Genomic DNA, 23,924 nt, shown 5'->3' with positions numbered 1-23,924 from the left:
GCCGGAAGTAGTTGGGGGTTGCCCCCTGTGAGATATGGAAGTCGCTTAGCTCTAGGGAGTTTAGCTCAGCTGGGAGAGCATCTGCCTTACAAGCAGAGGGTCAGCGGTTCGATCCCGTTAACTCCCAAAGGTCCCGTAGTGTAGCGGTTATCACGTCGCCCTGTCACGGCGAAGATCGCGGGTTCGATTCCCGTCGGGACCGTTTAAGATAACGTAAGTTATTTTAGACTCGTTAGCTCAGTTGGTAGAGCAATTGACTTTTAATCAATGGGTCACTGGTTCGAGCCCAGTACGGGTCATATATGCGGGTTTGGCGGAATTGGCAGACGCACCAGATTTAGGATCTGGCGCTTAACGGCGTGGGGGTTCAAGTCCCTTAACCCGCATTAAGATATAATAAATGAGCCGGCTTAGCTCAGTTGGTAGAGCATCTGATTTGTAATCAGAGGGTCGCGTGTTCAAGTCATGTAGCCGGCATTTTTAGATAGAAGAAAACAGTGCGAACGTAGTTCAGTGGTAGAACACCACCTTGCCAAGGTGGGGGTCGCGGGTTCGAATCCCGTCGTTCGCTTAGAGAGGCCGGGGTGGCGGAACTGGCAGACGCACAGGACTTAAAATCCTGCGATTGGTAACGATCGTACCGGTTCGATTCCGGTCCTCGGCATAAACTAATGAGCACCCTTAGCTCAACTGGATAGAGTACCTGACTACGAATCAGGCGGTTAGAGGTTCGACTCCTCTAGGGTGCATTTTTCTATTTAACTCGGGAAGTAGCTCAGCTTGGTAGAGTACTTGGTTTGGGACCAAGGTGTCGCAGGTTCGAATCCTGTCTTCCCGATTCATTACAGAGATATGTAAGCGTATCTTTTTTTGTTTAACTAGATATTATATACATTAAGAGAGAATCAGTTTGCTTCTCTCTTTTTTATTGGCTCATTGTTAACTGTAGTGGGTTGAAGAAAAGCTAAGCTCGAGAAAGGCCACATTTTGTCCGTTCTTTTTGATATTTAGGGAGATAAAAATCCGTTTTTGAAGTTTACAAAGTTTCGGAAACCAAAGGCATTTCGTTTGATTAGTTTGATGAGATTATTAGTCGCGTCCAGTTTGGCATTTGAATAGGGGAATTGAAGGGTGTTGACGATTTTCTCTTTGTCCTTTAGAAATGTTTTAAAGACAGTCTGAAAAAGGGGATGAACCTCCTTTAGATTGTCCTCAATGAGCCCGAAAAATTTATCCGGTTCCTTATTCTGAAAGTGAAAAGGCAAGAGTCATAGAAATGATAGTGGTGTTTCAAGTCTTCTGAATAGCTCAAAAGCTTGTCTAGAATTTCTTTATTAGTTTGGGCACGCACACAACTCATAGCACGGCTCATGTGTTGGACAATAATATGGAAACGATCCAACACGATTTTAGCGTTTGGGAGTGAAACAGTCTGGGAGACTGTTTCAGCCTGAGCCTAGAAATTCGAAAGCGAAGCTGTTTAACCAAGTCATTATAAGGACTAAACAGATCCATAGTAATAATTTTTACCTGACAGCGAACAGCTCTATGGTAGCGAAGAAAGTTATTTCGGATGATAGTTTGTGTTCTACCCTCAAGAACAGCTATGATACTGAGATTATCAAAATCTTGCTCAATGAACCTCATCTTCATCTACCGATTGAAACAGTCACTCACCTGACTGTTTTAACGTCCAAGGGCATAATTTCAGGCAAATGGCTAAAGTTACACTCAAAGTGAAAGTCATTGAGCTTACGAATGACAGTTGAAGTTGAAATGGCTAGCTGATGTGAAATATCGGTCATAGAAGTCTTTTCAATCAGCTTTTGAGTAATCTTTTGGTTGATGATACGAGGGATTTGGTGATTCCTCTTGACGATAGAAGTCTCAGCCACTATCGTTTTTGAACAGTGATAGCACTTGAATCGACGCTTGCTAAGCAGAATTCTAGCAGTCATACCAGTCGTTTCAAGGTAAGGAATCTTAGACAGTTTTTGAAAGTCATATTTCTTCATTTGACTTCCCACAATGAGGACAAGATGGGGCATCGTATTCCAGTTTAGAGATGATTTACTTGTGGGTATTCCTATTGATAACAGCTAAATTCCCAAACTAAGTTACACCGCTAGTAAAAGTGGAAGTTACTTTGAGAAGTTACCCTTATTGATAGCATCCATAATTTGGATATTAGGATCTTTAATATCGAGTAGTTTTGTGATAAAGTGTAGTTGTTCCATATGATTCTTTCTAATGAGTTGTTTGGTAACTTTTCATTATAGATCTTATGGGACTTTTCTATTGCCACTTTTTTCTTTTTTCCTTTCGTGTTACAATAAAGGTATGAATCAGTATCAGAAAAAGATTGTTAAAGGAACAATTTATTCGCTCCTATCCGGCTTAATCTGGGGAATCTGTGGAATTTTAGGAGAATATTTCTTTACTTATTATCAAGTGTCCTCTGGCTGGATTACCTCTATGCGTTTGACACTGGCAGGGAGTCTTGTGCTCATTTGGTCTGCAGTGCAATTAAAATCGCAAGTGCTAGATATTTGGCGAGATAAGAAAAATTACCTGCCCTTTTTAGCTTATTCTATTTTGGGGATTTTTTCAGTTCAGTATTTTTTCTATCTCTGTGTAGAATACTCAAATGCAGCTACAGCAACTATTTTACAGTTTATCAGTCCTGTCTTTATCCTCTTTTACAATCGTTTGGTTTATCAAAAACGAGCGTCAAAAAGCGCTATTTTCTATGTTTTGGTTGCCATGTTGGGTGTTTGCTTGATGGCGACAAAAGGGGATCTCTCTCAGTTATCCATGACGCCACTGGCCCTTATTACAGGTTTGCTGAGTGCCATGGGGGTCATGTTTAATGTTATCCTACCTCAGCCTTTCGCTAAGAGATATGGTTTTGTACCCACGGTTGGGTGGGGGATGATTTTGGCCGGTTTATTTAGCAATGTCCTCTCGCCGGTTTATCAGCTTTCCTTTGTTCCTGATATTTGGAGTATTTTGATTTGTCTCATTATCGCTTTTTTTGGGACAGCTTTTGCCTTTTTTATTTCCATGAAGGCTGTTTCCTTGGTTTCTCCTCTGGTTGTTTCCGTTATCAGTGCCAGTGAACCTCTCTCTTCTGCTCTCTTGAGTGTTTTGTTTTTAGGCTTGGTAGTGGATTGGTCCCTCCTTCTAGCTATGGCCTTGATTATTTTGCCCATGATTTTCCTATCGATAGAAGAAGCGAAAGAAAGTAAATAAAAAGTCCGTTCTTAATTCTAAAAGTGTGCTATACTAGAATAGTCAATAAAACACGGGGAGATAGTTGTGAAGAGTGTTTTTAGCTTGTATCGGTAGGAGCTTGCTTTTACCGACAGCACGTTTTATCTCACATCCCTAAAAATCATCCCTAAAAACAAACAAAAAAGCTTCAAATTTGAGGCCTTTTTTGGTAGAATAGGTATCATTAAAATGAACTAGGAGGCGCCTATGACTGCTACAAAAATGAACGCACAAGAAATTATCCAATTTATCGCCAATGCTGAGAAGAAAACCAGTGTAAAAGTAACCTTTGAGGGAGAACTTGCAACTGCTGTACCTAGCTCTGTTGTCAAACTAGGGAATGTCCTATTTGGAGACTGGAAGGATGTAGCTCCTCTTCTCGATGGCTTGGTAGAAAATCAAGACTATGTTGTTGAGCAAGACGCTCGTAATTCTGCAGTTCCCTTGCTAGATAAACGTGCTATCAACGCTCGTATTGAGCCGGGTGCGATTATCCGTGATCAGGTTGAAATTGGTGACAATGCTGTTATCATGATGGGAGCAGTTATCAATATCGGTGCTGAAATTGGTGCAGGAACCATGATTGACATGGGTGCTATCCTTGGTGGCCGTGCTATCGTGGGGAAAAACAGTCACGTTGGTGCAGGTGCAGTTTTGGCAGGTGTGATTGAGCCAGCTAGTGCTGAACCAGTCCGTGTCGGAGACAATGTTCTCATCGGGGCCAATGCAGTGGTTATCGAAGGAGTTCAAATCGGTAGTGGTTCAGTTGTCGCGGCAGGAGCTATCGTTACCCAAGATGTCCCAGAAAACGTGGTGGTAGCAGGTGTTCCAGCTCGTATCATCAAAGAGATTGATGCCCAAACTCAACAAAAAACAGCGCTAGAAGATGCGCTTCGTACCTTGTAATTGTAAATGAAAAATAGAGGCGGAACTCTTTTCTAGCCTCTTTCTGCTATATAGGAGGACAGATAGATGTTAGATTTGATTCAGACTAGACGAGATTTGCACCAGATTCCAGAGATTGGCTTGGAGGAGTTCAAGACTCAGGCTTATTTGCTGGATGTGATTGAGAAATTGACTGCGGGCAAGGATTTTGTCCAAGTTCGAACTTGGAGGACAGGGATTTTGGTTTATTTGCAGGGAAGTCAGCCAGAGCGTACCATTGGTTGGAGAACAGATATTGATGGCCTGCCTATTGTCGAACAAACAGGTCTTCCTTTCGCTTCTCAGCACCAAGGTCGTATGCACGCTTGTGGCCATGATTTCCACATGACTATTGCTTTGGGCTGTCTTGAGCGAGCCCTTGAAGAGCAACCTAAAAATAATTTGCTCTTCCTATTTCAGCCTGCTGAAGAGAATGAAGCTGGTGGCATGCTCATGTATGAGGATGGCGCTTTTGGAGATTGGTTACCAGACCAATTTTATGGACTCCATGTCCGTCCAGATTTGAAGGTTGGACAGATTGCGACCAATACTCATACACTCTTTGCAGGAACTTGTGAGGTGAAAATCCGTTTCAAAGGCAAAGGTGGCCACGCAGCCTTTCCACATGAAGCTAATGATGCCTTGGTGGCTGCTAGTTACTTTGTGACCCAAGTACAGTCAGTGGTTAGCCGCAATGTTAATCCAATCGAGGGAGCAGTGGTGACCTTTGGTCTTTTCCAAGCCGGAACAACCAACAATGTCATCACAGACACAGCCTTTTTACATGGAACTATTCGGGCTTTGACACAGGACATGAGTCTCTTGGTGCAAAAGCGGGTCAAAACAGTTGCAGAAGGAGTTGCAGCAGCCTTTGATATGGAAGTCGAAGTGGAACTCAAGCAAGGTGGTTATCTGCCTGTTGAGAATAATCCAGCCTTGGCGCGTGAACTGATGGACTTCTTTGAAGAAAAAGAGGGAATCGAGTTGATTGATATCGAACCTGCTATGACAGGTGAAGACTTTGGTTATCTCCTTTCAAAAGTTGATGGCGTTATGTTCTGGCTAGGTATTGATAGTCCCTACGCCCTTCATCACCCTCAGATGAGTCCTAAGGAAGAAGCCTTAGCTATTGGGGTGGACGCGGTCTCTAGTTTCCTGAAAAAGAAGGCAGCAGAGTAGAGGGGTTGTCTATGAAATCGGAATTACGTAAGCAAGTCTTGCAAGAAATGAAGGCTTTATCTCAAGAACAAAAACAGGCTATAGACCAAGCTTTAACAGAACGACTTTTACAACATCGCTTCTACCAAGAAGCCAAGGTCATCGCAAGCTACCTCTCTTTCCCTCATGAGTTTCAAACGCAGGGATTGATTGAGCAGGCGCTGAAGGACGGCAAGAAGGTTCTGATACCCAAAACTTATCCCAAGGGGCGCATGGACTTTGTAGTCTATAATTCGCAACAACTGGTCAAAACTTCCTTTGGATTACTGGAGCCACAGGGAGATTTGGAAGTGGTGGATGCCTCTCAGATTGATTTGATTCATGTTCCTGGTCTGGCTTTTACGACGAAAGGATATCGGATAGGATACGGTGGAGGCTATTATGACCGTTATCTGAAACATTTTTCTGGTCATAGTTTGAGTACGGTTTATCCTTGTCAAATTCAGGACTTTATACCTGAAAAGCATGATATTCCTGTTGAGGAGGTATTAATTGATGAAGGAAATCTTTGATAGACGTTACCCTGTGACGAGTTTCTTCCTCTTAGTGACGGCCTTGGTATTTTTACTAATGTTGGTCACTGCAGGCGGAAACTTTGACAGGGCAGATACATTATTTCGATTTGGAGCCATGTATGGGCCAGCTATTCGCCTCTTTCCTGAGCAAATTTGGCGTCTCTTTTCAGCCATTTTTGTTCATATTGGTTGGGAGCATTTCATTGTTAATATGCTTTCCCTTTATTATCTTGGTAGGCAAGTAGAGGAAATTTTCGGATCCAAGAAGTTTTTCTTTCTCTATCTTTTATCAGGAATGATGGGCAATCTCTTTGTTTTTGTATTTAGTCCCAAATCCTTAGCAGCAGGAGCCTCTACCTCTCTTTATGGGCTATTTGCCGCGATTATTGTTCTTCGCTATGCAACGCGTAATCCTTATATCCAACAGCTAGGGCAATCTTATCTGACACTTTTTGTGGTTAACATTATTGGAAGTGTTCTGATTCCAGGAATCAGCCTAGCAGGCCATATCGGGGGAGCAGTTGGTGGAGCATTTCTAGCAATTATCTTTCCAGTCCGAGGAGAAAGACGGATGTATAGTACTAGCCAGAGGTTAGGAGCGGTAGTGTTATTCGTAGGACTCGCAGTGTTGCTTTTCTACAAGGGAATGGGATTGTGACGACTAATATGTAAACTTGAATAAGAAAAAAAGCTACTTGAAAAATGAGTAGCTTTTAATGTGTTTTGGAACCATTTAAAACAAACAGCTCTAAAACTTCATTTAGACTTCGGTCCTAAACAACTTGGTTTTGGAACCATTCGAAACAACACAGCTCTAAAACCCAAGTTTGGTAGTAGGTTTTCTAGGTCTGGTTTTGGAACCATTCGAAACAACACAGCTCTAAAACAAGAATTAACTTCTAAATAGATAGATGGATGTTTTGGAACCATTCGAAACAACACAGCTCTAAAACCAAGAGCATCTAATTTAGACGTTCTTAATTGTTTTGGAACCATTCGAAACAACACAGCTCTAAAACTACAATTCAAGTTTAGTCTCATTTCCTAAAGTTTTGGAACCATTCGAAACAACACAGCTCTAAAACCGTTAGCTTGTAAGCGTTCGGCAAGGCTTGGGTTTTGGAACCATTCGAAACAACACAGCTCTAAAACACCAACCCATAAATTCTTCACTCCCAACTGGTTTTGGAACCATTCGAAACAACACAGCTCTAAAACCTACATTTCAGTCAGACAGGCGCTTGTTAAGTTTTGGAACCATTCGAAACAACACAGCTCTAAAACATGTAGCGTTTGATAAATCCGTTATTTTGTGTTTTGGAACCATTCGAAACAACACAGCTCTAAAACAGCGGAGCATTTTGTCTTGCATACGGACTAGTTTTGGAACCATTCGAAACAACACAGCTCTAAAACAGCCAAGGAGACTTTCCAATAAACGTCTGTGTTTTGGAACCATTCGAAACAACACAGCTCTAAAACCAATGTCTAGCGCCACTTTATCAAGGTTAAGTTTTGGAACCATTCGAAACAACACAGCTCTAAAACAATAGCAACATAAGTTGTAAAAAGCATTGAGTTTTGGAACCATTCGAAACAACACAGCTCTAAAACCAGAACATTTTACCTTCAAGCGTGACGTACGTTTTGGAACCATTCGAAACAACACAGCTCTAAAACCAGTTTCAGATAATCCATCAAGACTAAATGGTTTTGGAACCATTCGAAACAACACAGCTCTAAAACATCCTTACATAAACGAAAAAGAGTATGAGAGTTTTGGAACCATTCGAAACAACACAGCTCTAAAACTTCCCGTGGTTGTGTGAGAAATAGCAAGGTGTTTTGGAACCATTCGAAACAACACAGCTCTAAAACCTCGTAGAAAAATTTTTCTCACGAAATTTCGTAATCGCGCCATTCGTCTCAGCCAGACTTCAGCTCGTCAGGCTCCAATTGTTACCCTTATTATACCATATTTTCAGGGTTCAAGAAATAGTCTTGATCCAGCACATATTGAGGAAAATCATAGACTTTTCGAGGTTCGACAAATAAGACCCTTAGTTGATTGAGTTGGATATACTCTATCAGATTTACTAACTCATCCTTTGATAGATAGGCGGACGCATTGATGAAGACAAGGAGTTTCTTTTTGGAAAGATATTTAAAAACCTGGACAATTTCTAGCATCTTTTCGAAAGGTGTATCACTCAGAGTTTCAACTTTGACCCCTAGAGCATCGATCAACTCTAGAATGGTGATTTCATCGTACTCTAGGTCTAGTTCATTTTCTAAGCACTCAAATGCTAACAATTCTGTAATCGTAGCTACCAGTTTTTCAATCATGGATTTGACTTCTGGCTTGTCATTAAGCTGATTTTCAAGATCTGCATGTATCAGCTTGAGCATAGAAGAGGAGTTGAGATTGTATCCTAAGACATCCGTTATTACCAGTAACTCAGACTCTTTCAGAGATTTTAGATTTCTATCAAATAATTTCAAGTCCCCATCATCAGTGTACTGGTAGAACTGCTTGACGATAGTCGAAAAGGTAAACTGGTCTTCCAACACTAAAAAGGTTGCATTTTCAATAGCCAATGGTTCATCTAATAATGGGAAATTAATCTTCATCTCTAGGCTCCTCTCCTAGAAAGACTAAACGTGCATCGGAGTTTGCTACACTGGTATTTCGCTCGCCATTTAAGTAGATCATGCGAGAAAATTGCTTTTCTGTAACGGTTAAGAGAGTAATGTTTCCTTTTTTAGGGTTGTGAGTTTTGAGTCGCTCAATCATGGCGTTATTAGCAGAGTTGTTGAGCAAAAGTTTGCTATAGATGGAGAATTGGTGCATGATAAATCCCTCATCTATGAGGAACTTCCGAAATTTCCGATAGGCCTTGCGTTCCTCTGCGGTATCAACGGGCATATCAAACATTAAAATCATACGCATATATCGATAACTCATATCCTAAACTCAGGAACTCCTTTCTCGGGTTGATTGAGAGCTTGGATGACTTTCTTAGTATAGTCACTGACGATATTGGACAGGTACATATCTTTGCCATTGTAGTGGAAGGTGTCTGAGAAAATGGTAAAAAGTTCTCGCTTGATTTTGACAAAAGAACTGCTTCGATTTTCATAGACGATTCTGTCAATAATCGGACGAAAAGGTTCCATAATATCGCTAGCTAGGTTGAATTGATTGAACTGGTTGGCATGTTTCAAGCCAAACTGAGTCATGCAGCCAGACAAGACAATCTCACGCGCAAACATACTCAAAATCAAGGTGTAACCATAGTCTAAGGCAGCATTGACATCATTATCTTGTTCACGGCTAAAATCATTTCCAAACAAGGTGTTAAAATAAATCCGAGCAGCATGACCCTCACGATTGCTAGGATCAAATAAATCCAACCCATGATAGAGATCGATGACTGACTGGCTCTTTTCCAGAAAACCACAACTCCCTAGATAAAAAGCCTGATTGAGAATTTTTTGTGCAATGATGGTTGTCCAGATTTCCGCCTTTACATCTTCATTCCAAGCAATTTGCCGAGAGAGTTGCAAACTGGAATCGTGCCGACCGTAGTAGGGCATTAAGTATGCCGTTGGCAAGCGTTTGTCATCACAAAAGATGACTAGAATATTTTCATCCACCAAACGTTTAATCAGCATAGTGGAGAGAACGATATCCGTCGTCTCTAAAAGTAGGATGTCCACCTCGGACAGGTGAATCAACTCTGTCCGAGAGGCATCTTTAAAAATCAAGTGATTGTTCTTGTAGGAGAGCTTAGAGTGCGTATTGACAACAACGGTTCTCCATCCCATTAGTCTTCTCCCAGTTTGCTTAAGTCAATCCGAGTCTCGTAAAGACCAGTGATGGATTGGTGGATGAGGGTGGATTCTATTATTTTTTTAACCATTTTATCGCTGTCAGCGAATTGCCATCTTTTTATAGGTAATGATAACGTATCATCGAATATTATTTTTTTCTGTCCAGCATTAATATTAGTAAAAGATAAAGTGGTGATGACCCTATTCATAATATTTCTACATTCTTCAATAGTTTGGTTATTGGTTAAAATAAGCTCATCATACTGTTTTTTATTAACCAAGTCTGTTGCTAACATAAATTCTAGAAATTGATTCCAAATTGATTGTATAAGTTGTTGATTGTTTTTTAACAAGCTATCGTGCTCATTTTTATCCAAAGTGGTATATTGAGAAATCAGTTTCATTTGTTTAGTAGTGACAAAAATCTGATTTGCACGTTTCAATTCTTGATTGCTAACTATAAATCTCCTATAGGTTCCGTATTTATGTTTAAATTCCAATACAGTATGCTTAACTAATTTTATTACATGTGAAACATTGTTGATTCCTAGATTTCTTAAATATAAATTAGGGTCTCTTTCAAATTCTAATTTAGTAAGCACTGGAATGCCGACCATTGTGTTTTTAATTTTATTATTTTGCTTGTATGTTACCAGAACTGAATAAGCGATTGTAGGTCTTGCATAGCCACCATATTTTTCAGGTGATAGACCAGATTTGATCGGGATTAGTTTACTTGCGTCAACTACTTTTTCCTTGGACACAATATTATTATCAAACAGACCGCCATTTTGTCCAACGGTTTGTTCTTCTGTTTTCTTCACAATATTCACCTGAGGAAAGGAAAGCACTTTTTTGATTGTTGCGAAATCTTTTTCCTTATTCCAAGCGATTTCTCCAGTGTCTTTAGAGTATTCGATATTTTCTCTTTTTACGATGGTTCCGTCTGCGTAATGCACCTCTTCTTTGAAGAAGTTCAACAAGTTTGAGTAGAAGAAATACTTTTCAGTTGCTTTTTCGACTTCTTTAGGATCTTTGGATTTTGAGATGTAGCGCTTAAGATCGTACTTTTGATAGTCGCCATAAACGAATTCAGGCTCTAGTTTAGGATATTTCTTAAGGATGGCCTTAGCAACCACTGCATTTAAATAGGCATCATGCGCGTGGTGGTAGTCATTGATTTCCCGTACCTTGTATAACCCAAATTCTTTACGGAAGTTGGAAACCATGTTGGATTTCAAAGTGATAATTTTGACATTACGGTTCTTCTTATTCTTCTCAGTCACTTCTTTATTGAACCGAGCATCCAAGATCTGAGCAACATGTTTTGTGATTTGGCGTGTTTCAACTAGTTGGCGTTTGATAAAGCCAACTTTATCAAGCTCATTTAGCCCGCCTCGCTCTCGCTCTGCTTTGGTTAGATTATTATATTTACGTTCTGAAATCAATTTAGAATCCAATAATTGTTGCCAAAAAGCTTTCATCTTTTCAACTACTTCAAGACTAGGAACATTATCGGATTTCCCACGATTATCCTTTGAACTCGTCAAGACACGGTTATCAAGAGAATCATCCTTGATAAAGGCCTGTGGGATGATGTGGTCAATGTCATAGCTGCTCAGTTGGTTGATATTAAGAGCTTCTCCAGTATACATATCCTTCCCATTTTGGAGATAGTAAAGGAAGAGACGGTCATTTTGAAGTTGAACATTATCTGTTGGATTTTCTTTTAGTATGTTTGAATCAAGTCCAGAAGCTAAATTTTTTAATGAATCTTCAATGCGCTTATATCTCTGTTGGGAATTCTTTTTCCCTCTGGCAGTAGTCTGATTTTCTCGTGCCATTTCAATCACAATAGACTCGGGAGCATGGCCCATAACCTTGACAAGTTCATCAACAATCTTAATACTTTGTAAAATTCCCTTTTTGATGGCAGGACTTCCAGGAAGATTTTGAACAACTTGTCGTAAATTATCTGTGTCACCCACAACTTGTGCTTTTTGGATAATTTCAGTGAAAGAAAGTTCATCATCTTTTATTAACTGCATAAAGTTACGATTGCTCTTGCCATCATCCATCAAGTAGTCAAGAATAGTTTTCCCCGTTTGTTTATCCCTGATACCGTTAATCAATTTGGCAGAGAGTTTACCCCAACCAGTGTAATGTTTACGAGACAGTGCCTTAATCACTTTCTCATCAAATATAGAATTATATTGAGCAAGTCGTTGCTTAATCATTTCTCGATCTTCAAAAATTGTGAGAGTATGGATAACATTTTCAAGAATATCTCCATTTTTAGGATCATCCATAAATTCTTTATCTCTGATAATTTTTAGTATGTCATGATAAGTGGATAGACTAGCGTTAAATTGTTTTTCAATTCCTTTTAGTTCGATTCCATCGTAGTTATCAATCTTTTGTAAACAATCGATGATATTATCTTCAGTTACTTTTCTTTTCTTTTTGAATAATTGATTGATAATTTTCTTTTTCTGTCCACTGTCAAGGAATTGATAGTCTCTCATTCCTTCTGCAATAAACTTTACTTTTGTTAATTCATTATAGACAGCAAATGTTTCATACAAGAGACTGTGTTTAGGCAAAACTTTTTCTTCTGGCAGATACAAGTCATAGTTAGTCATCTTATTGATGAAGTCTTCCGCAGAGCTTGCTTTATCAACAATTTCTTCAAAATTCCAAGGTCTTATTGCTTGGTCGGAATTTCGAGTAAGCCAAGCAAAATCACGATTGCCACGAGCCAATGGACCAACGTAGTAAGGAATACGGAAAGTCAAGATTTTTTCTATCTTTTCTTTATTTTCCTTCAGGAATGGATAATGTTCTCCTTGTCGACGGAGAATGGTATTCATTTCTTGAAGATGAATTTGATGAGGAATAGAACCATTATCAAAGGTGCGTTGTTTTCTCAAGAAAACTTCACGTTCGATTTTATCAAGGAAATAATCTGCTCCGTCGAATTTAGAGAGAAGATTTTTGATATATTTGTAAAATGCTTCTTGTGTGGTCTTACCATCGATATATCCAGCATACCCATCTTTTGATTGGTCAGAAAAAACTTCAACATATTTTTCTGGAAGATTGGTTTTGATGAATTGTTTTAAAACTGCCAAGTCTTTTTGGTGATTTTCATAGCGCTCAATCATAGATGCTGACAGTGGAGCCTTGGTTGAAGGATCTGTGACAGTCAAAATGCCTGACAGAAGAATCGCATCATAGAGTTTTTTAGCGGCCACGAAAAGGTCTGCAAAGTCATCTACAATTTGTCCGAGCAAGTTTTCCAAATCCTCATCATAGGTATCTTTAGAGAATTGTAGTGGAGCTTTTTCTTCTAAGTCAAAATGTTTTTTGAAATCAGCTTGATTTCCTACAATCAACTTGAGAAATTCCGAAAACAAACCAGTGGACTTTTCATCAGGAAAGAGTTTTAGAACGCGTTCTCTCTTTGCAGATTTACTAATTTTATCGGTAAAAATTGCTTCTACTTGTGCGTTTTGCCCACTAAGTGAACTTCCTTCAAAGGTGTTGTCGTAAATGCTTATAAACTCGTTAAAGATTTTTTGGATATCATTGTTTTTAATATCGAAAGATTCTTCATATAAAAAATGTCCGCGGTATTTAATCATATGAGCTAATGCTAGATAGATTAAGCGCAAGTCAGCTTTTTCTTTTGAGTTCGCCAGCTGTTTCCTCAAATGATAGATAGTTGGGAAATTCTTATGATATTCTTTTTCTTCTGCTAAGGTAGCAAAAATAGGATATTTACTTCCTCTTTTATCCTCAGGAACTAAAAAGGAGTCATCTAATCGATGAAAGAAACTACTATCCACCTTGCTTATTTCCGGAGAAAAGATTTCTTGAAGATAGCGAAGACGATTTTTTCGACGTGTATAGCGACGGCGCGCGGTTCGTTTTAGACGTCTATCTTCAGCAGTAGTTCCTTCATCAAATAATAAAGCTCCAATTAGATTTTTCTTGATAAAGTGTTTATCAGTATTGCCTAGAACTTTCATCTTTTTTGATGGCACCTTATAGTCATCCGTAATGACGGCCCATCCGACGCTGTTTGTTCCGATATCAAGTCCGATAGAGTAAGGTTTGTTGCTCATTTAGGTTTCTCCTTTGGGTTATACTCTTTAAGTTCTTATTAGTAAACGCTAATATATTAACTTTAGCTAAATTATATATCTTTTGACTATTAAAATCAAGAAATTGTAAAACGTTTTCAATGTGTAAGTTTTTAATCTTATAAAATGAAGTGTTATTCTATTTTATAACAATTTATTCTTGCAATTTTTAATAGAAAAGTATACAATGAAAGTGTTGGAACTATTCGAAACAACACAGCAAGTTAAAATAAGGCTTTGTCCGTACACAACTTGAAAAAGTGCGCACCGATTCGGTGCTTTTTATTTTATTATACAAACTTATTGTGGCCGCATTTTTGTTAAAAAACAAATAATATCGTTGTACTTTCATAAAATATAAGTAGAGTAAGTAAGAAATACAGATTTCTTTTTAGATTATGGATGTTCTAAAGAATAGCAATATAAAATAAAAAGAACTGGGATAATTAACTATCCTAGTTCTTATTTTTACATGGAATATTCTTCTATTCCCCCTCAGCTAATTCTTTTCCCAATTGGATGAGGTAATCTTTCAAGTCATCTTTGACTTGTGGGTGCTTGAGGGCATAGTCAATAGATGTTTTCATAAAGCCAAACTTATCCCCAACGTCGTAACGAGCTCCTGTAAATTCACGAGCGAAAACACGTTGCGTTTTATTAAGTGTATCAATAGCGTCGGTAAGCTGGATTTCATTTCCAGCGCCAGGAGCTTGATTTTCTAAGATATCAAAAATTTCAGGTGTCAGAAGATAGCGTCCGATGATTGCCAAATCACTTGGAGCATCTTCTGGAGCTGGTTTTTCAACGAAAGTTTCGACACTGTAGAGACCATTAATCCCTTCACCCTGAGGAGCGATAACTCCATATGCTGAAACTTCTTCATGAGGGACAGGCATAACAGCAATTGTTGATGCGTGAGTCGACTCGTAATCATTCATCAATTGTTTTGTCAAAGGTATAGCGTTGTCATCTGTGATATCCATTAGGTCGTCACCAAGCATGACAACGAAGGGTTCATTCGCCACAAAAGCTTTTGCTTGTAAGACAGCATCGCCAAGACCACGAGGATGGCTTTGACGGATAAAGTGAAGGCGAATGCCAGTTGTTTCGTCGACTAATTTTAGCAAGTCATGTTTGCCTTTTTCTTTGAGGTTGTATTCAAGCTCAAAGTTTGAGTCAAAGTGGTCTTCAATAGAACGTTTTGATTTACCAGTGACAACCAGAATATCTTCAATACCTGATTTAAGAGCTTCTTCGACGATAAATTGGATAGTTGGTTTGTCCACAATTGGCAACATTTCTTTAGCAAGTGCTTTGGTTGCTGGTAAAAATCGAGTCCCGAGTCCAGCGGCAGGGATGACTGCCTTTCTAACTTTTGATGTCATAAGAATCCTTTCTCTAGAGGGTTAAGACCACTCATTTTCTGCTTTAAATTCATTGTTCATGATGTCATAAATGGCATCTTTGATATTGGTTCCGTGGTAGATAACTTGATAAATGGCTTGTGTAATGGGCATATAGACTCCAAGTTCTTGCGCTAGTTCGTAGGCTGCTCGAGTCGTTGAGATTCCTTCGATTACCATGCCCATATTGGCTTCGATATTAGCTAGAGATTCTCCACGACCAAGGGCATCTCCGGCTCTCCAGTTACGAGAGTGGATGGAGGTTCCTGTTACGATCAAGTCTCCTACACCAGACAAGCCACTATAGGTCAATGGACTGGCCCCGAGTGCTACCCCTAGACGAGTAATTTCTGCCAAACCTCGAGCGATGATGGCTGCCTTAGCATTGTCACCAAATCCCAAACCATGTAAAGCTCCAGCACCGACAGCAATAATATTTTTAAGAGCACCAGCAGTTTCAACCCCGATAACATCCGTATTGGTATAAAGTCGGAAGTAGTGATTACTAAAGAGTTCTTGAACGTATTGAGCTGTTTGTAAATTCTTAGAAGCAGCAGTGATTAAAGTCAGGTCACGCACAATGGTCTCTTCTGCATGACTAGGTCCTGAAACAACGACAATATCACTGCGGAGATGTTCAGGAATTTCTTCTTCAAGGATGGTTGATAATCGTTTATGGCTATCAGGTTCTAATCCCTTTGATGCGTGCATGATGATAGCCCTATGGTCCAAGGTTTTTGCAACTTGTTGGGCAACAAGTCGTGTCACTTTTGTTGGGACAACAAACAAAATCGCATCTACATCTTTCAGTGCCTCTGCTAAGTCGGTGTAGGCAATGATATTTTCATCTAGAACGACATCTTTAAAGTAGTGTTTGTTAGTATGATAGGTATTAATTTCATTGATTTGCTCGGGAATGTTTCCCCAAATACGTACCTCGTGTCCATTGTCATTTAAGACTTGTGAAAGGGCAGTTCCCCAAGAACCAGGCCCCAAGACGGCGATGGTTTGTTTTTCCATATTCCCCTCCTTTATAACCTTCTTTTTACTATTTTACCATAAAAACCTTTATCATGCATTACTGTAGATGAAAGCGCACTAATTTGTATCAAGGAGACTTCTTTGACAAGTTCCCACTTTTTTGCTAGAATAACATCACACAAACAGAATGAGAAGGAGCTGACGCATTGTCGCTCCCTTTTGTCTATTTTTTAAGGAGAAAGTATGCTGATTCAGAAAATAAAAACCTACAAGTGGCAGGCCTTGGCTTCGCTCCTGATGACAGGCTTGATGGTTGCTAGTTCACTTTTGCAACCGCGTTATCTGCAGGAAGTGTTAGACGCCCTCCTTGCTGGGAAATATGAAGCCATTTATAGTATAGGGGCTTGGTTGATTGGTGTGGCCTTGGTCGGTCTAGTTGCTGGTGGTCTTAATGTTGTCCTAGCAGCCTATATTGCCCAAGGAGTTTCATCCGATCTTCGAGAGGATGCCTTCCGTAAAATCCAAACCTTTTCTTATGCCAATATTGAACAATTTAATGCGGGAAATCTAGTCGTTCGCATGACAAATGATATCAATCAGATTCAGAACGTGGTCATGATGACCTTCCAAATTCTTTTCAGACTTCCCCTCTTGTTCATCGGTTCGTTTATCTTGGCGGTTCAAACCCTACCTTCTCTGTGGTGGGTGATTGTTCTCATGGTGATCTTAATTTTTGGTTTGACTGCTGTCATGATGGGTATGATGGGGCCTCGTTTTGCCAAGTTTCAAACCCTTCTTGAACGCATCAATGCCATTGCCAAGGAAAATCTGCGTGGGGTTCGTGTGGTCAAGTCCTTTGTCCAAGAAAAAGAGCAGTTTGCTAAGTTTACGGAGGTTTCAGACGAGCTTCTCGGTCAAAATCTTTACATCGGTTATGCCTTTTCAGTAGTGGAACCTTTCATGATGTTGGTCGGCTACGGGGCGGTTTTCCTCTCTATTTGGCTAGTTGCGGGGATGGTTCAGTCGGATCCGTCAGTTGTTGGTTCCATTGCTTCCTTTGTCAATTACCTAAGCCAGATTATCTTTACCATTGTCATGGTTGGATTTTTGGGGAATTCTGTCAGCCGTGCCATGATTTCTATGCGTCGTATTCGAGAAATTCTGGATGCAGAGCCAGCCATGACCTTCAAGGATGTCCCAGATGAAGAGTTGGTTGGAAGTCTTAGCTTTGAAAATGTGACCTTTACCTATCCAATGGACAAGGAACCGATGCTGAAAGATGTGAGCTTTACCATCGAGCCTGGTCAAATGGTTGGTGTAGTTGGAGCGACTGGTGCAGGAAAATCAACCTTGGCTCAATTGATTCCACGTCTCTTTGACCCACAGGAAGGGTCTATCAAAATCGGAGGCAAGGATATTCGAGAAGTGAGTGAAGGAACCTTGCGTAAAACAGTGTCTATCGTTCTCCAACGTGCTATTCTCTTTAGTGGAACGATTGCAGATAACTTGAGACAGGGTAAGGGAGATGCTACTCTATTTGAAATGGAGCGAGCAGCCAACATTGCCCAAGCCAGTGAATTCATTCATCGTATGGAAAAAACCTTTGAAAGTCCAGTTGAGGAACGGGGAACCAATTTCTCAGGTGGGCAAAAACAAAGGATGTCGATTGCGCGTGGGATTGTCAGCAATCCACGTATTCTGATTTTTGACGATTCGACCTCAGCCTTGGATGCTAAGTCAGAGCGCCTGGTTCAAGAAGCCTTGAATAAGGACTTGAAGGGGACGACAACCATTATCATCGCGCAAAAGATTAGCTCGGTTGTCCATGCAGATAAAATCTTGGTTCTAGATCAAGGGCGATTGATTGGTCAGGGCACGCATGCAGACTTGGTTGCCAACAATGCCGTTTACCGTGAAATATATGAAACACAAAAAGGAAAGGAGGAGTAAAATGAAGACAGTTCAATTTTTTTGGAATTATTTTAAAGTCTATAAGCTATCATTTGTAGTTGTCATACTGATGATTGTTCTGGCGACTCTTGCCCAAGCTCTCTTTCCGGTATTTTCTGGACAAGCAGTGACGCAGTTAGCTAATTTAGTTCAAGCTTATCAAGATGGCAATCCAGAACTTGTTTGGCAAAGTCTATCAGGAATCATGGTCAATCTTGGACTGCTGGTTTTGGTTCTATTTATCTCTAGTGTGATATACATGTGTCTCATGACGCGCGTGATTGCAGAGTCGACCAACGAGATGCGCAAAGGCCTCTTCGGTAAGCTTGCTCGCTTGACAGTTTCTTTCTTTGACCGCCGACAAGATGGCGATATCCTGTCTCGTTTTACCAGTGATTTGGATAATATCCTCCAAGCCTTTAACGAAAGCTTGATTCAGGTCATGAGTAATATTGTTTTATACATTGGTCTGATTATTGTCATGTTTTCGAGGAATGTGACGCTGGCCCTCATCACCATTGCCAGCACACCAGCTGCCTTCCTCATGCTAATTTTCATCGTAAAAATGGCACGCAAATACACTAACCTCCAGCAGAAAGAGGTAGGGAAGCTCAACGCCTATATGGATGAGAGTATCTCAGGCCAAAAAGCCGTGATTGTGCAAGGAATTCAAGAGGATATGATGGCAGGATTTCTTGAACAAAATGAGCGCGTGCGCAAGGCGACCTTTAAAGGAAGAATGTTCTCAGGAATTCTTTTCCCTGTCATGAATGGGATGAGCCTGGTTAATACAGCCATCGTCATCTTTGCTGGTTCAGCTGTACTTTTGAATGATAAGTCTATTGAAACTAGTACAGCCCTCGGTTTGATTGTTATGTTTGCACAATTTTCACAGCAGTACTACCAGCCTATTATCCAAGTTGCAGCGAGTTGGGGAAGTCTTCAGTTGGCCTTTACAGGTGCTGAACGGATTCAGGAAATGTTTGACGGAGAGGAAGAAATCCGACCTGAAAAGGCTCCAATCTTCACTAAGTTGCAAGAAGGTGTTGAAATCAGTCATATTGATTTTTCATACTTGCCTGATAAACCTATTTTGAAAGATGTCAGTATTTCTGCCCCTAAAGGTCAGATGACAGCGGTTGTTGGGCCGACGGGTTCAGGGAAAACGACTATTATGAACCTCATCAATCGCTTTTATGATGTTGATGCTGGTGGTATTTATTTTGACGGAAAAGACATTCGTGACTATGACTTGGATAGTCTCAGAAGTAAGGTGGGAATTGTCTTGCAAGATTCGGTCTTGTTTAGCGGAACGATTCGAGACAATATCCGTTTCGGTGTGCCAGATGCTAGTCAAGAAATGGTTGAGGCAGCAGCCAAGGCAACCCACATTCACGACTATATCGAAAGTTTGCCTGATAAATACGATACTCTTATCGATGATGACCAGAGTATCTTCTCAACTGGGCAAAAGCAATTGATTTCTATCGCTCGAACCTTGATGACAGATCCAGAGGTTCTCATTCTAGATGAAGCAACTTCAAACGTAGATACGGTGACAGAAAGCAAGATTCAGCATGCCATGGAGGCAGTTGTAGCAGGTAGAACTAGTTTCGTCATTGCTCACCGTTTGAAGACCATCCTCAATGCTGATCAGATTATTGTCCTTAAAGATGGAGAAGTGATTGAACGTGGTAATCACCATGAACTCTTGAAACTAGGTGGATTCTACTCAGAACTCTATCACAATCAATTTGTCTTCGAATAAGGAAAAAGTTGTCCTATGTGGGCAGCTTTTTCTTATCCATAAAAAATTTTTATCACAGCCTTAAAAAAAACATATTAGACGAAAGTCATTTTGAGTGATATGATAGGACTATCGTTAACATTCGAAAGGAGAGGCATCATGGCTAGAACGGTTGTAGGAGTTGCTGCAAATCTATGTCCCGTAGACGCAGAAGGCAAAAACATTCATTCATCTGTTTCTTGTAGATTCGCAGAGAGCATTCGTCAAGTCGGTGGTCTCCCTTTAGTCATTCCTGTTGGTGATGAGTCAGTTGTACGCGATTATGTAGAAATGATTGACAAACTTATCTTGACAGGCGGTCAAAATGTCCATCCTCAGTTTTATGGAGAGAAAAAGACCATCGAGAGTGATGATTACAACCTAGTGCGTGACGAATTTGAATTGGCGCTATTGAAAGAAGCGCTCCGTCAGAATAAACCAATTATGGCAATCTGTCGCGGTGTCCAACTTGTCAATGTTGCCTTTGGGGGAACCCTCAATCAAGAAATCGAAGGTCACTGGCAAGGCCTACCTTTCGGAACATCTCATTCTATTGAGACAGTAGAAGGAAGCGTGGTGGCTAAGCTATTTGGAAAAGAAAGTCAAGTCAACTCCGTCCATCGTCAAAGCATTAAAGATTTGGCACCTAATTTCCGTGTGACTGCTATTGATCCAAGAGACCAGACCATCGAAGCGATTGAGTCTATCGATGAGCACCGCATTATCGGTTTGCAGTGGCATCCAGAGTTTCTGGTTAATGAAGAAGATGGCAATTTAGAATTATTTGAGTATTTATTGAATGAACTGTAACGACTGGAACATCTAGTCGTTCTTTCTTTTATTTTTTCAAAATTTTTGGAATATGGGATTTTTACGCAAACGTTTGAATTCTGATAAAAATTGGAGAAATTCGACAAAAAAACTTGAAAAAAACGAAGGTAAGCGTTATGATAGAAAAGAAGAAATATTGGAGGAATAACATGTCACATATTAAATTTGATTATTCAAAAGTCTTAGACAAATTTGTTGCACCACATGAAGTGGAATACATGCAATCACAAGTAACAGCAGCAGATGAATTGATCCGTAAAGGAACTGGTGCTGGTAGCGACTTCTTGGGATGGTTGGATCTTCCTGAAAACTACGACCGTGAAGAATTTGACCGCATCTTGAAAGCTGCTGAGCAAATCAAGTCAGACAGCGATGTTTTAGTTGTGATCGGTATCGGTGGATCTTACCTTGGTGCCAAAGCAGCAATCGACTTCTTGAACCACCACTTTGCAAACTTGCAAACAAAAGAAGAACGCAAGGCTCCGCAAATCCTTTACGCAGGAAACTCAATCTCATCTACTTACCTTGCTGACTTGGTAGAGTACGTAGCTGATAAAGACTTCTCAGTAAACGTGATTTCTAAATCAGGTACAACAACTGAACCAGCGATTGCTTTCCGTGTCTTCAAAGAACTCTTGGTTAAGAAATACGGACAAGAAGAAGCCAACAAACGTATCTATGCAACAACTGACCGCCAAAAAGGTGCTGTTAAGGTTGAAGCAGACGCTAACGGTTGGGAAACATTTGTTGTTCCAGATGATATCGGTGGACGCTTCTCAGTATTGACAGCCGTTGGTTTGCTTCCAATCGCAGCATCAGGAGCTGACATCAAAGCCCTTATGGAAGGTGCGAATGCAGCTCGCAAACACTACACTTCAGACAAAATCTCTGAAAACGAAGCTTACCAATACGCAGCAGTTCGTAACATTCTTTACCGTAAAGGTTATGCAACTGAGATCTTGGTAAATTACGAGCCATCACTTCAATACTTCTCAGAATGGTGGAAACAATTGGCTGGTGAATCAGAAGGAAAAGACCAAAAAGGTATCTACCCAACTTCAGCCAACTTCTCAACTGACTTGCACTCACTTGGTCAATTTATCCAAGAAGGAACTCGTATCATGTTTGAAACAGTTGTTCGTGTTGACAAACCTCGTAAAAACGTGACTATTCCTAGCTTGGAAGAAGACCTTGATGGACTTGGTTACCTTCAAGGAAAAGACGTTGACTTTGTAAACAAAAAAGCAACTGATGGTGTTCTTCTTGCCCACACAGATGGTGATGTACCAAACATGTACGTGACTCTTCCAGAGCAAGACGCTTTCACTCTTGGTTACACTATCTACTTCTTCGAATTGGCTATCGCTCTTTCAGGTTACTTGAATGCTATCAACCCATTTGACCAACCAGGTGTTGAAGCTTACAAACGTAACATGTTTGCCCTTCTTGGAAAACCAGGATTTGAAGAATTGAGCAAAGAACTTAACGCACGTCTATAATAGAAGAAAAGAGTGGTTTGTCCACTCTTTTTACTCTCTTTATCCATAGAAATTGGACTCAGCCAAGACTTGTGATATAATATAGAGAGCAAAAAGGCAGACGCCTAGAGACTTTATAGGAGAAACTATGTCAAAAGATATCCGCGTACGTTACGCACCAAGTCCAACAGGACTACTACACATCGGGAATGCCCGTACAGCATTGTTCAACTACCTTTACGCACGTCATCATGGTGGAACTTTTATCATTCGTATCGAAGATACTGACCGTAAACGTCATGTCGAGGATGGGGAACGTTCACAGCTTGAAAACCTTCGTTGGTTAGGTATGGATTGGGATGAAAGTCCAGAAACACATGAAAATTACCGCCAGTCTGAGCGTTTGGACTTGTATCAAAAATACATCGACCAACTGTTAGCTGAAGGAAAAGCCTACAAATCTTACGTTACAGAAGAAGAGTTGGCAGCTGAACGCGAACGCCAAGAAGCAGCTGGCGAAACACCACGCTACATCAATGAATACCTTGGTATGAGTGAAGAAGAAAAAGCAGCTTACATCGCAGAACGTGAAGCAGCAGGGATCATCCCAACGGTTCGTTTGGCTGTCAATGAGTCAGGTATCTACAAATGGCATGATATGGTCAAAGGTGATATCGAATTTGAAGGTGGCAATATCGGTGGTGACTGGGTTATCCAAAAGAAAGATGGTTACCCAACTTACAACTTTGCCGTTGTCATCGATGACCATGATATGCAAATTTCTCACGTAATCCGTGGAGACGACCACATTGCTAATACACCAAAACAGCTCATGGTTTATGAAGCACTTGGTTGGGAAGCTCCAGAGTTTGGTCACATGACCTTGATTATCAACTCTGAGACTGGTAAGAAGTTATCTAAACGTGATACTAATACACTTCAATTTATCGAAGATTACCGAAAGAAAGGTTACCTTCCAGAATCAGTCTTTAACTTTATTGCTCTTCTTGGTTGGAACCCAGGTGGCGAAGATGAAATCTTCTCTCGTGAAGAACTCATTAAGCTTTTTGATGAAAACCGCCTCAGCAAGTCTCCAGCAGCCTTTGATCAGAAGAAACTCGACTGGATGAGCAATGATTATATCAAGAATGCAGACCTAGAAACTATCTTTGAAATGGCAAAACCATTCTTAGAGGAAGCGGGCCGTTTAACTGACAAGGCTGAAAAATTAGTTGAGCTCTATAAACCACAAATGAAATCAGTAGATGAGATTATCCCATTGACAGATCTCTTCTTCTCAGATTTCCCAGAATTGACAGAAGCAGAGCGCGAAGTCATGGCGGGTGAAACAGTCCCAACAGTTCTTGAAGCCTTCAAAGCAAAACTTGAAGCGATGACAGATGATGAATTTGTGACAGAAAATATCTTCCCACAAATCAAAGCTGTTCAAAAAGAAACAGGTATTAAAGGAAAAAATCTTTTTATGCCTATTCGTATCGCAGTTTCAGGTGAAATGCATGGACCAGAATTGCCAGATACGATCTTCTTGTTAGGCCGTGAAAAATCAATCCAGCATATCGAAAACA

Annotated in this window: 16 protein-coding genes, 9 tRNA genes, 1 pseudogene and 1 CRISPR repeat array; of the genes and pseudogenes, 19 read left to right on the top strand and 7 right to left on the bottom strand. The window is 40.3% G+C overall.

The annotated features are described in order from the left end of the window. The first annotated feature begins 54 nt into the window (after nucleotides 1-54). The 9 genes from PAN06_RS07195 (at nucleotide 55) to PAN06_RS07155 (ending at nucleotide 838) form a co-directional block, all read left to right on the top strand. Nucleotides 55-127, top strand: a tRNA-Val gene (locus PAN06_RS07195). 2 nt (nucleotides 128-129) lie between these two features. Next, nucleotides 130-202 (top strand) — tRNA-Asp (locus PAN06_RS07190). 24 nt (nucleotides 203-226) lie between these two features. Then, nucleotides 227-299: transfer RNA gene (locus tag PAN06_RS07185), tRNA-Lys, on the top strand. Between the two features lie 5 nt (nucleotides 300-304). Continuing rightward, nucleotides 305-386, top strand: a tRNA-Leu gene (locus tag PAN06_RS07180). Nucleotides 387-404: 18 nt separating this feature from the next. Next, nucleotides 405-477 (top strand) — tRNA-Thr (locus PAN06_RS07175). A 22-nt stretch (nucleotides 478-499) separates the two neighbouring features. Beyond that, nucleotides 500-571: transfer RNA gene (locus PAN06_RS07170), tRNA-Gly, on the top strand. Between the two features lie 7 nt (nucleotides 572-578). Then, nucleotides 579-664, top strand: a tRNA-Leu gene (locus PAN06_RS07165). Nucleotides 665-675: 11 nt separating this feature from the next. Further along, nucleotides 676-749, top strand: a tRNA-Arg gene (locus PAN06_RS07160). Nucleotides 750-764: 15 nt separating this feature from the next. Further along, a tRNA-Pro gene (locus tag PAN06_RS07155) sits at nucleotides 765-838 on the top strand. A gap of 101 nt (nucleotides 839-939) precedes the next feature. On the opposite strand, the pseudogene PAN06_RS07150 reads toward PAN06_RS07155, so the two are convergent. Further along, nucleotides 940-2,237 (bottom strand): annotated as a pseudogene (locus PAN06_RS07150) (transposase). Nucleotides 2,238-2,340: 103 nt separating this feature from the next. On the opposite strand from PAN06_RS07150, the gene PAN06_RS07145 reads away from it, so the two are divergent. The 5 genes from PAN06_RS07145 (at nucleotide 2,341) to PAN06_RS07125 (ending at nucleotide 6,588) form a co-directional block, all read left to right on the top strand. After that, entirely contained in the window at nucleotides 2,341-3,252 is a 912-nt protein-coding gene (locus PAN06_RS07145) for a DMT family transporter (protein WP_049510369.1), read from the top strand. Between the two features lie 228 nt (nucleotides 3,253-3,480). Next, nucleotides 3,481-4,179: a 2,3,4,5-tetrahydropyridine-2,6-dicarboxylate N-acetyltransferase gene (gene dapD / locus PAN06_RS07140; RefSeq protein WP_000127443.1), complete on the top strand. Its 699-nt coding sequence runs from the start codon at nucleotides 3,481-3,483 to the stop codon at nucleotides 4,177-4,179. 66 nt (nucleotides 4,180-4,245) lie between these two features. Then, nucleotides 4,246-5,376, top strand: a complete 1,131-nt coding sequence (locus PAN06_RS07135; protein ID WP_049510371.1) for an N-acetyldiaminopimelate deacetylase — start codon at nucleotides 4,246-4,248, stop codon at nucleotides 5,374-5,376. Nucleotides 5,377-5,387: 11 nt separating this feature from the next. Then, complete coding sequence (locus tag PAN06_RS07130; protein ID WP_049510373.1) at nucleotides 5,388-5,927, top strand: 5-formyltetrahydrofolate cyclo-ligase; 540 nt, start codon at nucleotides 5,388-5,390, stop codon at nucleotides 5,925-5,927. Further along, nucleotides 5,911-6,588 (top strand): rhomboid family intramembrane serine protease, encoded by a 678-nt coding sequence (locus PAN06_RS07125; RefSeq protein ID WP_049510375.1) that lies wholly within the window; start codon nucleotides 5,911-5,913, stop codon nucleotides 6,586-6,588. The genes PAN06_RS07130 and PAN06_RS07125 overlap by 17 nt, the downstream gene beginning before the upstream one ends. A gap of 61 nt (nucleotides 6,589-6,649) precedes the next feature. Further along, nucleotides 6,650-7,808: a CRISPR direct-repeat array (repeat unit 36 nt; unit sequence GTTTTGGAACCATTCGAAACAACACAGCTCTAAAAC). Nucleotides 7,809-7,898: 90 nt separating this feature from the next. Here the strand turns inward: PAN06_RS07125 and csn2 are convergent. From csn2 to PAN06_RS07095, 6 genes are all read right to left on the bottom strand, one after another. Further along, nucleotides 7,899-8,561: a type II-A CRISPR-associated protein Csn2 gene (gene csn2 / locus PAN06_RS07120; protein ID WP_049486971.1), complete on the bottom strand. Its 663-nt coding sequence runs from the start codon at nucleotides 8,559-8,561 to the stop codon at nucleotides 7,899-7,901. After that, nucleotides 8,551-8,895: a CRISPR-associated endonuclease Cas2 gene (gene cas2 / locus PAN06_RS07115; RefSeq protein WP_002895389.1), complete on the bottom strand. Its 345-nt coding sequence runs from the start codon at nucleotides 8,893-8,895 to the stop codon at nucleotides 8,551-8,553. The genes csn2 and cas2 overlap by 11 nt, the downstream gene beginning before the upstream one ends. Further along, nucleotides 8,892-9,758, bottom strand: coding sequence for a type II CRISPR-associated endonuclease Cas1 (gene cas1, locus PAN06_RS07110; protein WP_049486968.1), 867 nt, complete (start codon nucleotides 9,756-9,758; stop codon nucleotides 8,892-8,894). The genes cas2 and cas1 overlap by 4 nt, the downstream gene beginning before the upstream one ends. Next, on the bottom strand, nucleotides 9,758-13,891 hold the full coding sequence (cas9, locus tag PAN06_RS07105) for a type II CRISPR RNA-guided endonuclease Cas9 (protein ID WP_269795950.1): 4,134 nt from the start codon (nucleotides 13,889-13,891) through the stop codon (nucleotides 9,758-9,760). Before cas9 ends, cas1 begins: the two co-directional genes overlap by 1 nt. Before the next feature lie 503 nt (nucleotides 13,892-14,394). Then, entirely contained in the window at nucleotides 14,395-15,294 is a 900-nt protein-coding gene (gene galU, locus PAN06_RS07100) for a UTP--glucose-1-phosphate uridylyltransferase GalU (protein ID WP_042749929.1), read from the bottom strand. Between the two features lie 21 nt (nucleotides 15,295-15,315). Then, the gene (locus PAN06_RS07095) at nucleotides 15,316-16,332 is read right to left on the bottom strand and encodes an NAD(P)H-dependent glycerol-3-phosphate dehydrogenase (protein ID WP_269795949.1); all 1,017 of its coding nucleotides are present in this window, start codon (nucleotides 16,330-16,332) and stop codon (nucleotides 15,316-15,318) included. A gap of 204 nt (nucleotides 16,333-16,536) precedes the next feature. On the opposite strand from PAN06_RS07095, the gene patA reads away from it, so the two are divergent. From patA to gltX, 5 genes are all read left to right on the top strand, one after another. Next, nucleotides 16,537-18,243, top strand: coding sequence for a multidrug efflux ABC transporter subunit PatA (gene patA, locus PAN06_RS07090; protein ID WP_269795948.1), 1,707 nt, complete (start codon nucleotides 16,537-16,539; stop codon nucleotides 18,241-18,243). Nucleotide 18,244: 1 nt separating this feature from the next. Continuing rightward, on the top strand, nucleotides 18,245-20,011 hold the full coding sequence (patB, locus tag PAN06_RS07085) for a multidrug efflux ABC transporter subunit PatB (protein ID WP_269795947.1): 1,767 nt from the start codon (nucleotides 18,245-18,247) through the stop codon (nucleotides 20,009-20,011). Nucleotides 20,012-20,149: 138 nt separating this feature from the next. Beyond that, a complete protein-coding gene (locus tag PAN06_RS07080) occupies nucleotides 20,150-20,839 on the top strand; it encodes a gamma-glutamyl-gamma-aminobutyrate hydrolase family protein (protein ID WP_000124770.1) in 690 nt (229 codons plus the stop codon). 170 nt (nucleotides 20,840-21,009) lie between these two features. Continuing rightward, nucleotides 21,010-22,359: a glucose-6-phosphate isomerase gene (locus PAN06_RS07075; protein WP_269795946.1), complete on the top strand. Its 1,350-nt coding sequence runs from the start codon at nucleotides 21,010-21,012 to the stop codon at nucleotides 22,357-22,359. A gap of 127 nt (nucleotides 22,360-22,486) precedes the next feature. Beyond that, a partial coding sequence (gene gltX, locus PAN06_RS07070) for a glutamate--tRNA ligase (RefSeq protein ID WP_269795945.1) occupies nucleotides 22,487-23,924 on the top strand: 1,438 nt, incomplete at its 3' end.

Source organism: Streptococcus sp. SM3 (assembly GCF_027497875.1).
The sequence above is the reverse complement of the archived record's forward strand: the minus strand, read 5'-3'. Positions and strand labels throughout refer to the sequence as shown.

What these genes read in the sequence shown, in the direction of transcription:
- PAN06_RS07135 (WP_049510371.1), top strand. Translation starts at nt 4,246, where the DNA reads ATGTTAGATTTGATTCAGACTAGACGAGATTTGCACCAGATTCCAGAG.
- PAN06_RS07080 (WP_000124770.1), top strand. Translation starts at nt 20,150, where the DNA reads ATGGCTAGAACGGTTGTAGGAGTTGCTGCAAATCTATGTCCCGTAGAC.
- cas1 (WP_049486968.1), bottom strand. Translation starts at nt 9,758, where the DNA reads ATGGGATGGAGAACCGTTGTTGTCAATACGCACTCTAAGCTCTCCTAC.
- csn2 (WP_049486971.1), bottom strand. Translation starts at nt 8,561, where the DNA reads ATGAAGATTAATTTCCCATTATTAGATGAACCATTGGCTATTGAAAAT.
- dapD (WP_000127443.1), top strand. Translation starts at nt 3,481, where the DNA reads ATGACTGCTACAAAAATGAACGCACAAGAAATTATCCAATTTATCGCC.
- patB (WP_269795947.1), top strand. Translation starts at nt 18,245, where the DNA reads ATGAAGACAGTTCAATTTTTTTGGAATTATTTTAAAGTCTATAAGCTA.
- patA (WP_269795948.1), top strand. Translation starts at nt 16,537, where the DNA reads ATGCTGATTCAGAAAATAAAAACCTACAAGTGGCAGGCCTTGGCTTCG.
- PAN06_RS07095 (WP_269795949.1), bottom strand. Translation starts at nt 16,332, where the DNA reads ATGGAAAAACAAACCATCGCCGTCTTGGGGCCTGGTTCTTGGGGAACT.
- galU (WP_042749929.1), bottom strand. Translation starts at nt 15,294, where the DNA reads ATGACATCAAAAGTTAGAAAGGCAGTCATCCCTGCCGCTGGACTCGGG.
- cas2 (WP_002895389.1), bottom strand. Translation starts at nt 8,895, where the DNA reads ATGAGTTATCGATATATGCGTATGATTTTAATGTTTGATATGCCCGTT.
- PAN06_RS07145 (WP_049510369.1), top strand. Translation starts at nt 2,341, where the DNA reads ATGAATCAGTATCAGAAAAAGATTGTTAAAGGAACAATTTATTCGCTC.
- PAN06_RS07125 (WP_049510375.1), top strand. Translation starts at nt 5,911, where the DNA reads ATGAAGGAAATCTTTGATAGACGTTACCCTGTGACGAGTTTCTTCCTC.
- PAN06_RS07130 (WP_049510373.1), top strand. Translation starts at nt 5,388, where the DNA reads ATGAAATCGGAATTACGTAAGCAAGTCTTGCAAGAAATGAAGGCTTTA.
- PAN06_RS07075 (WP_269795946.1), top strand. Translation starts at nt 21,010, where the DNA reads ATGTCACATATTAAATTTGATTATTCAAAAGTCTTAGACAAATTTGTT.
- cas9 (WP_269795950.1), bottom strand. Translation starts at nt 13,891, where the DNA reads ATGAGCAACAAACCTTACTCTATCGGACTTGATATCGGAACAAACAGC.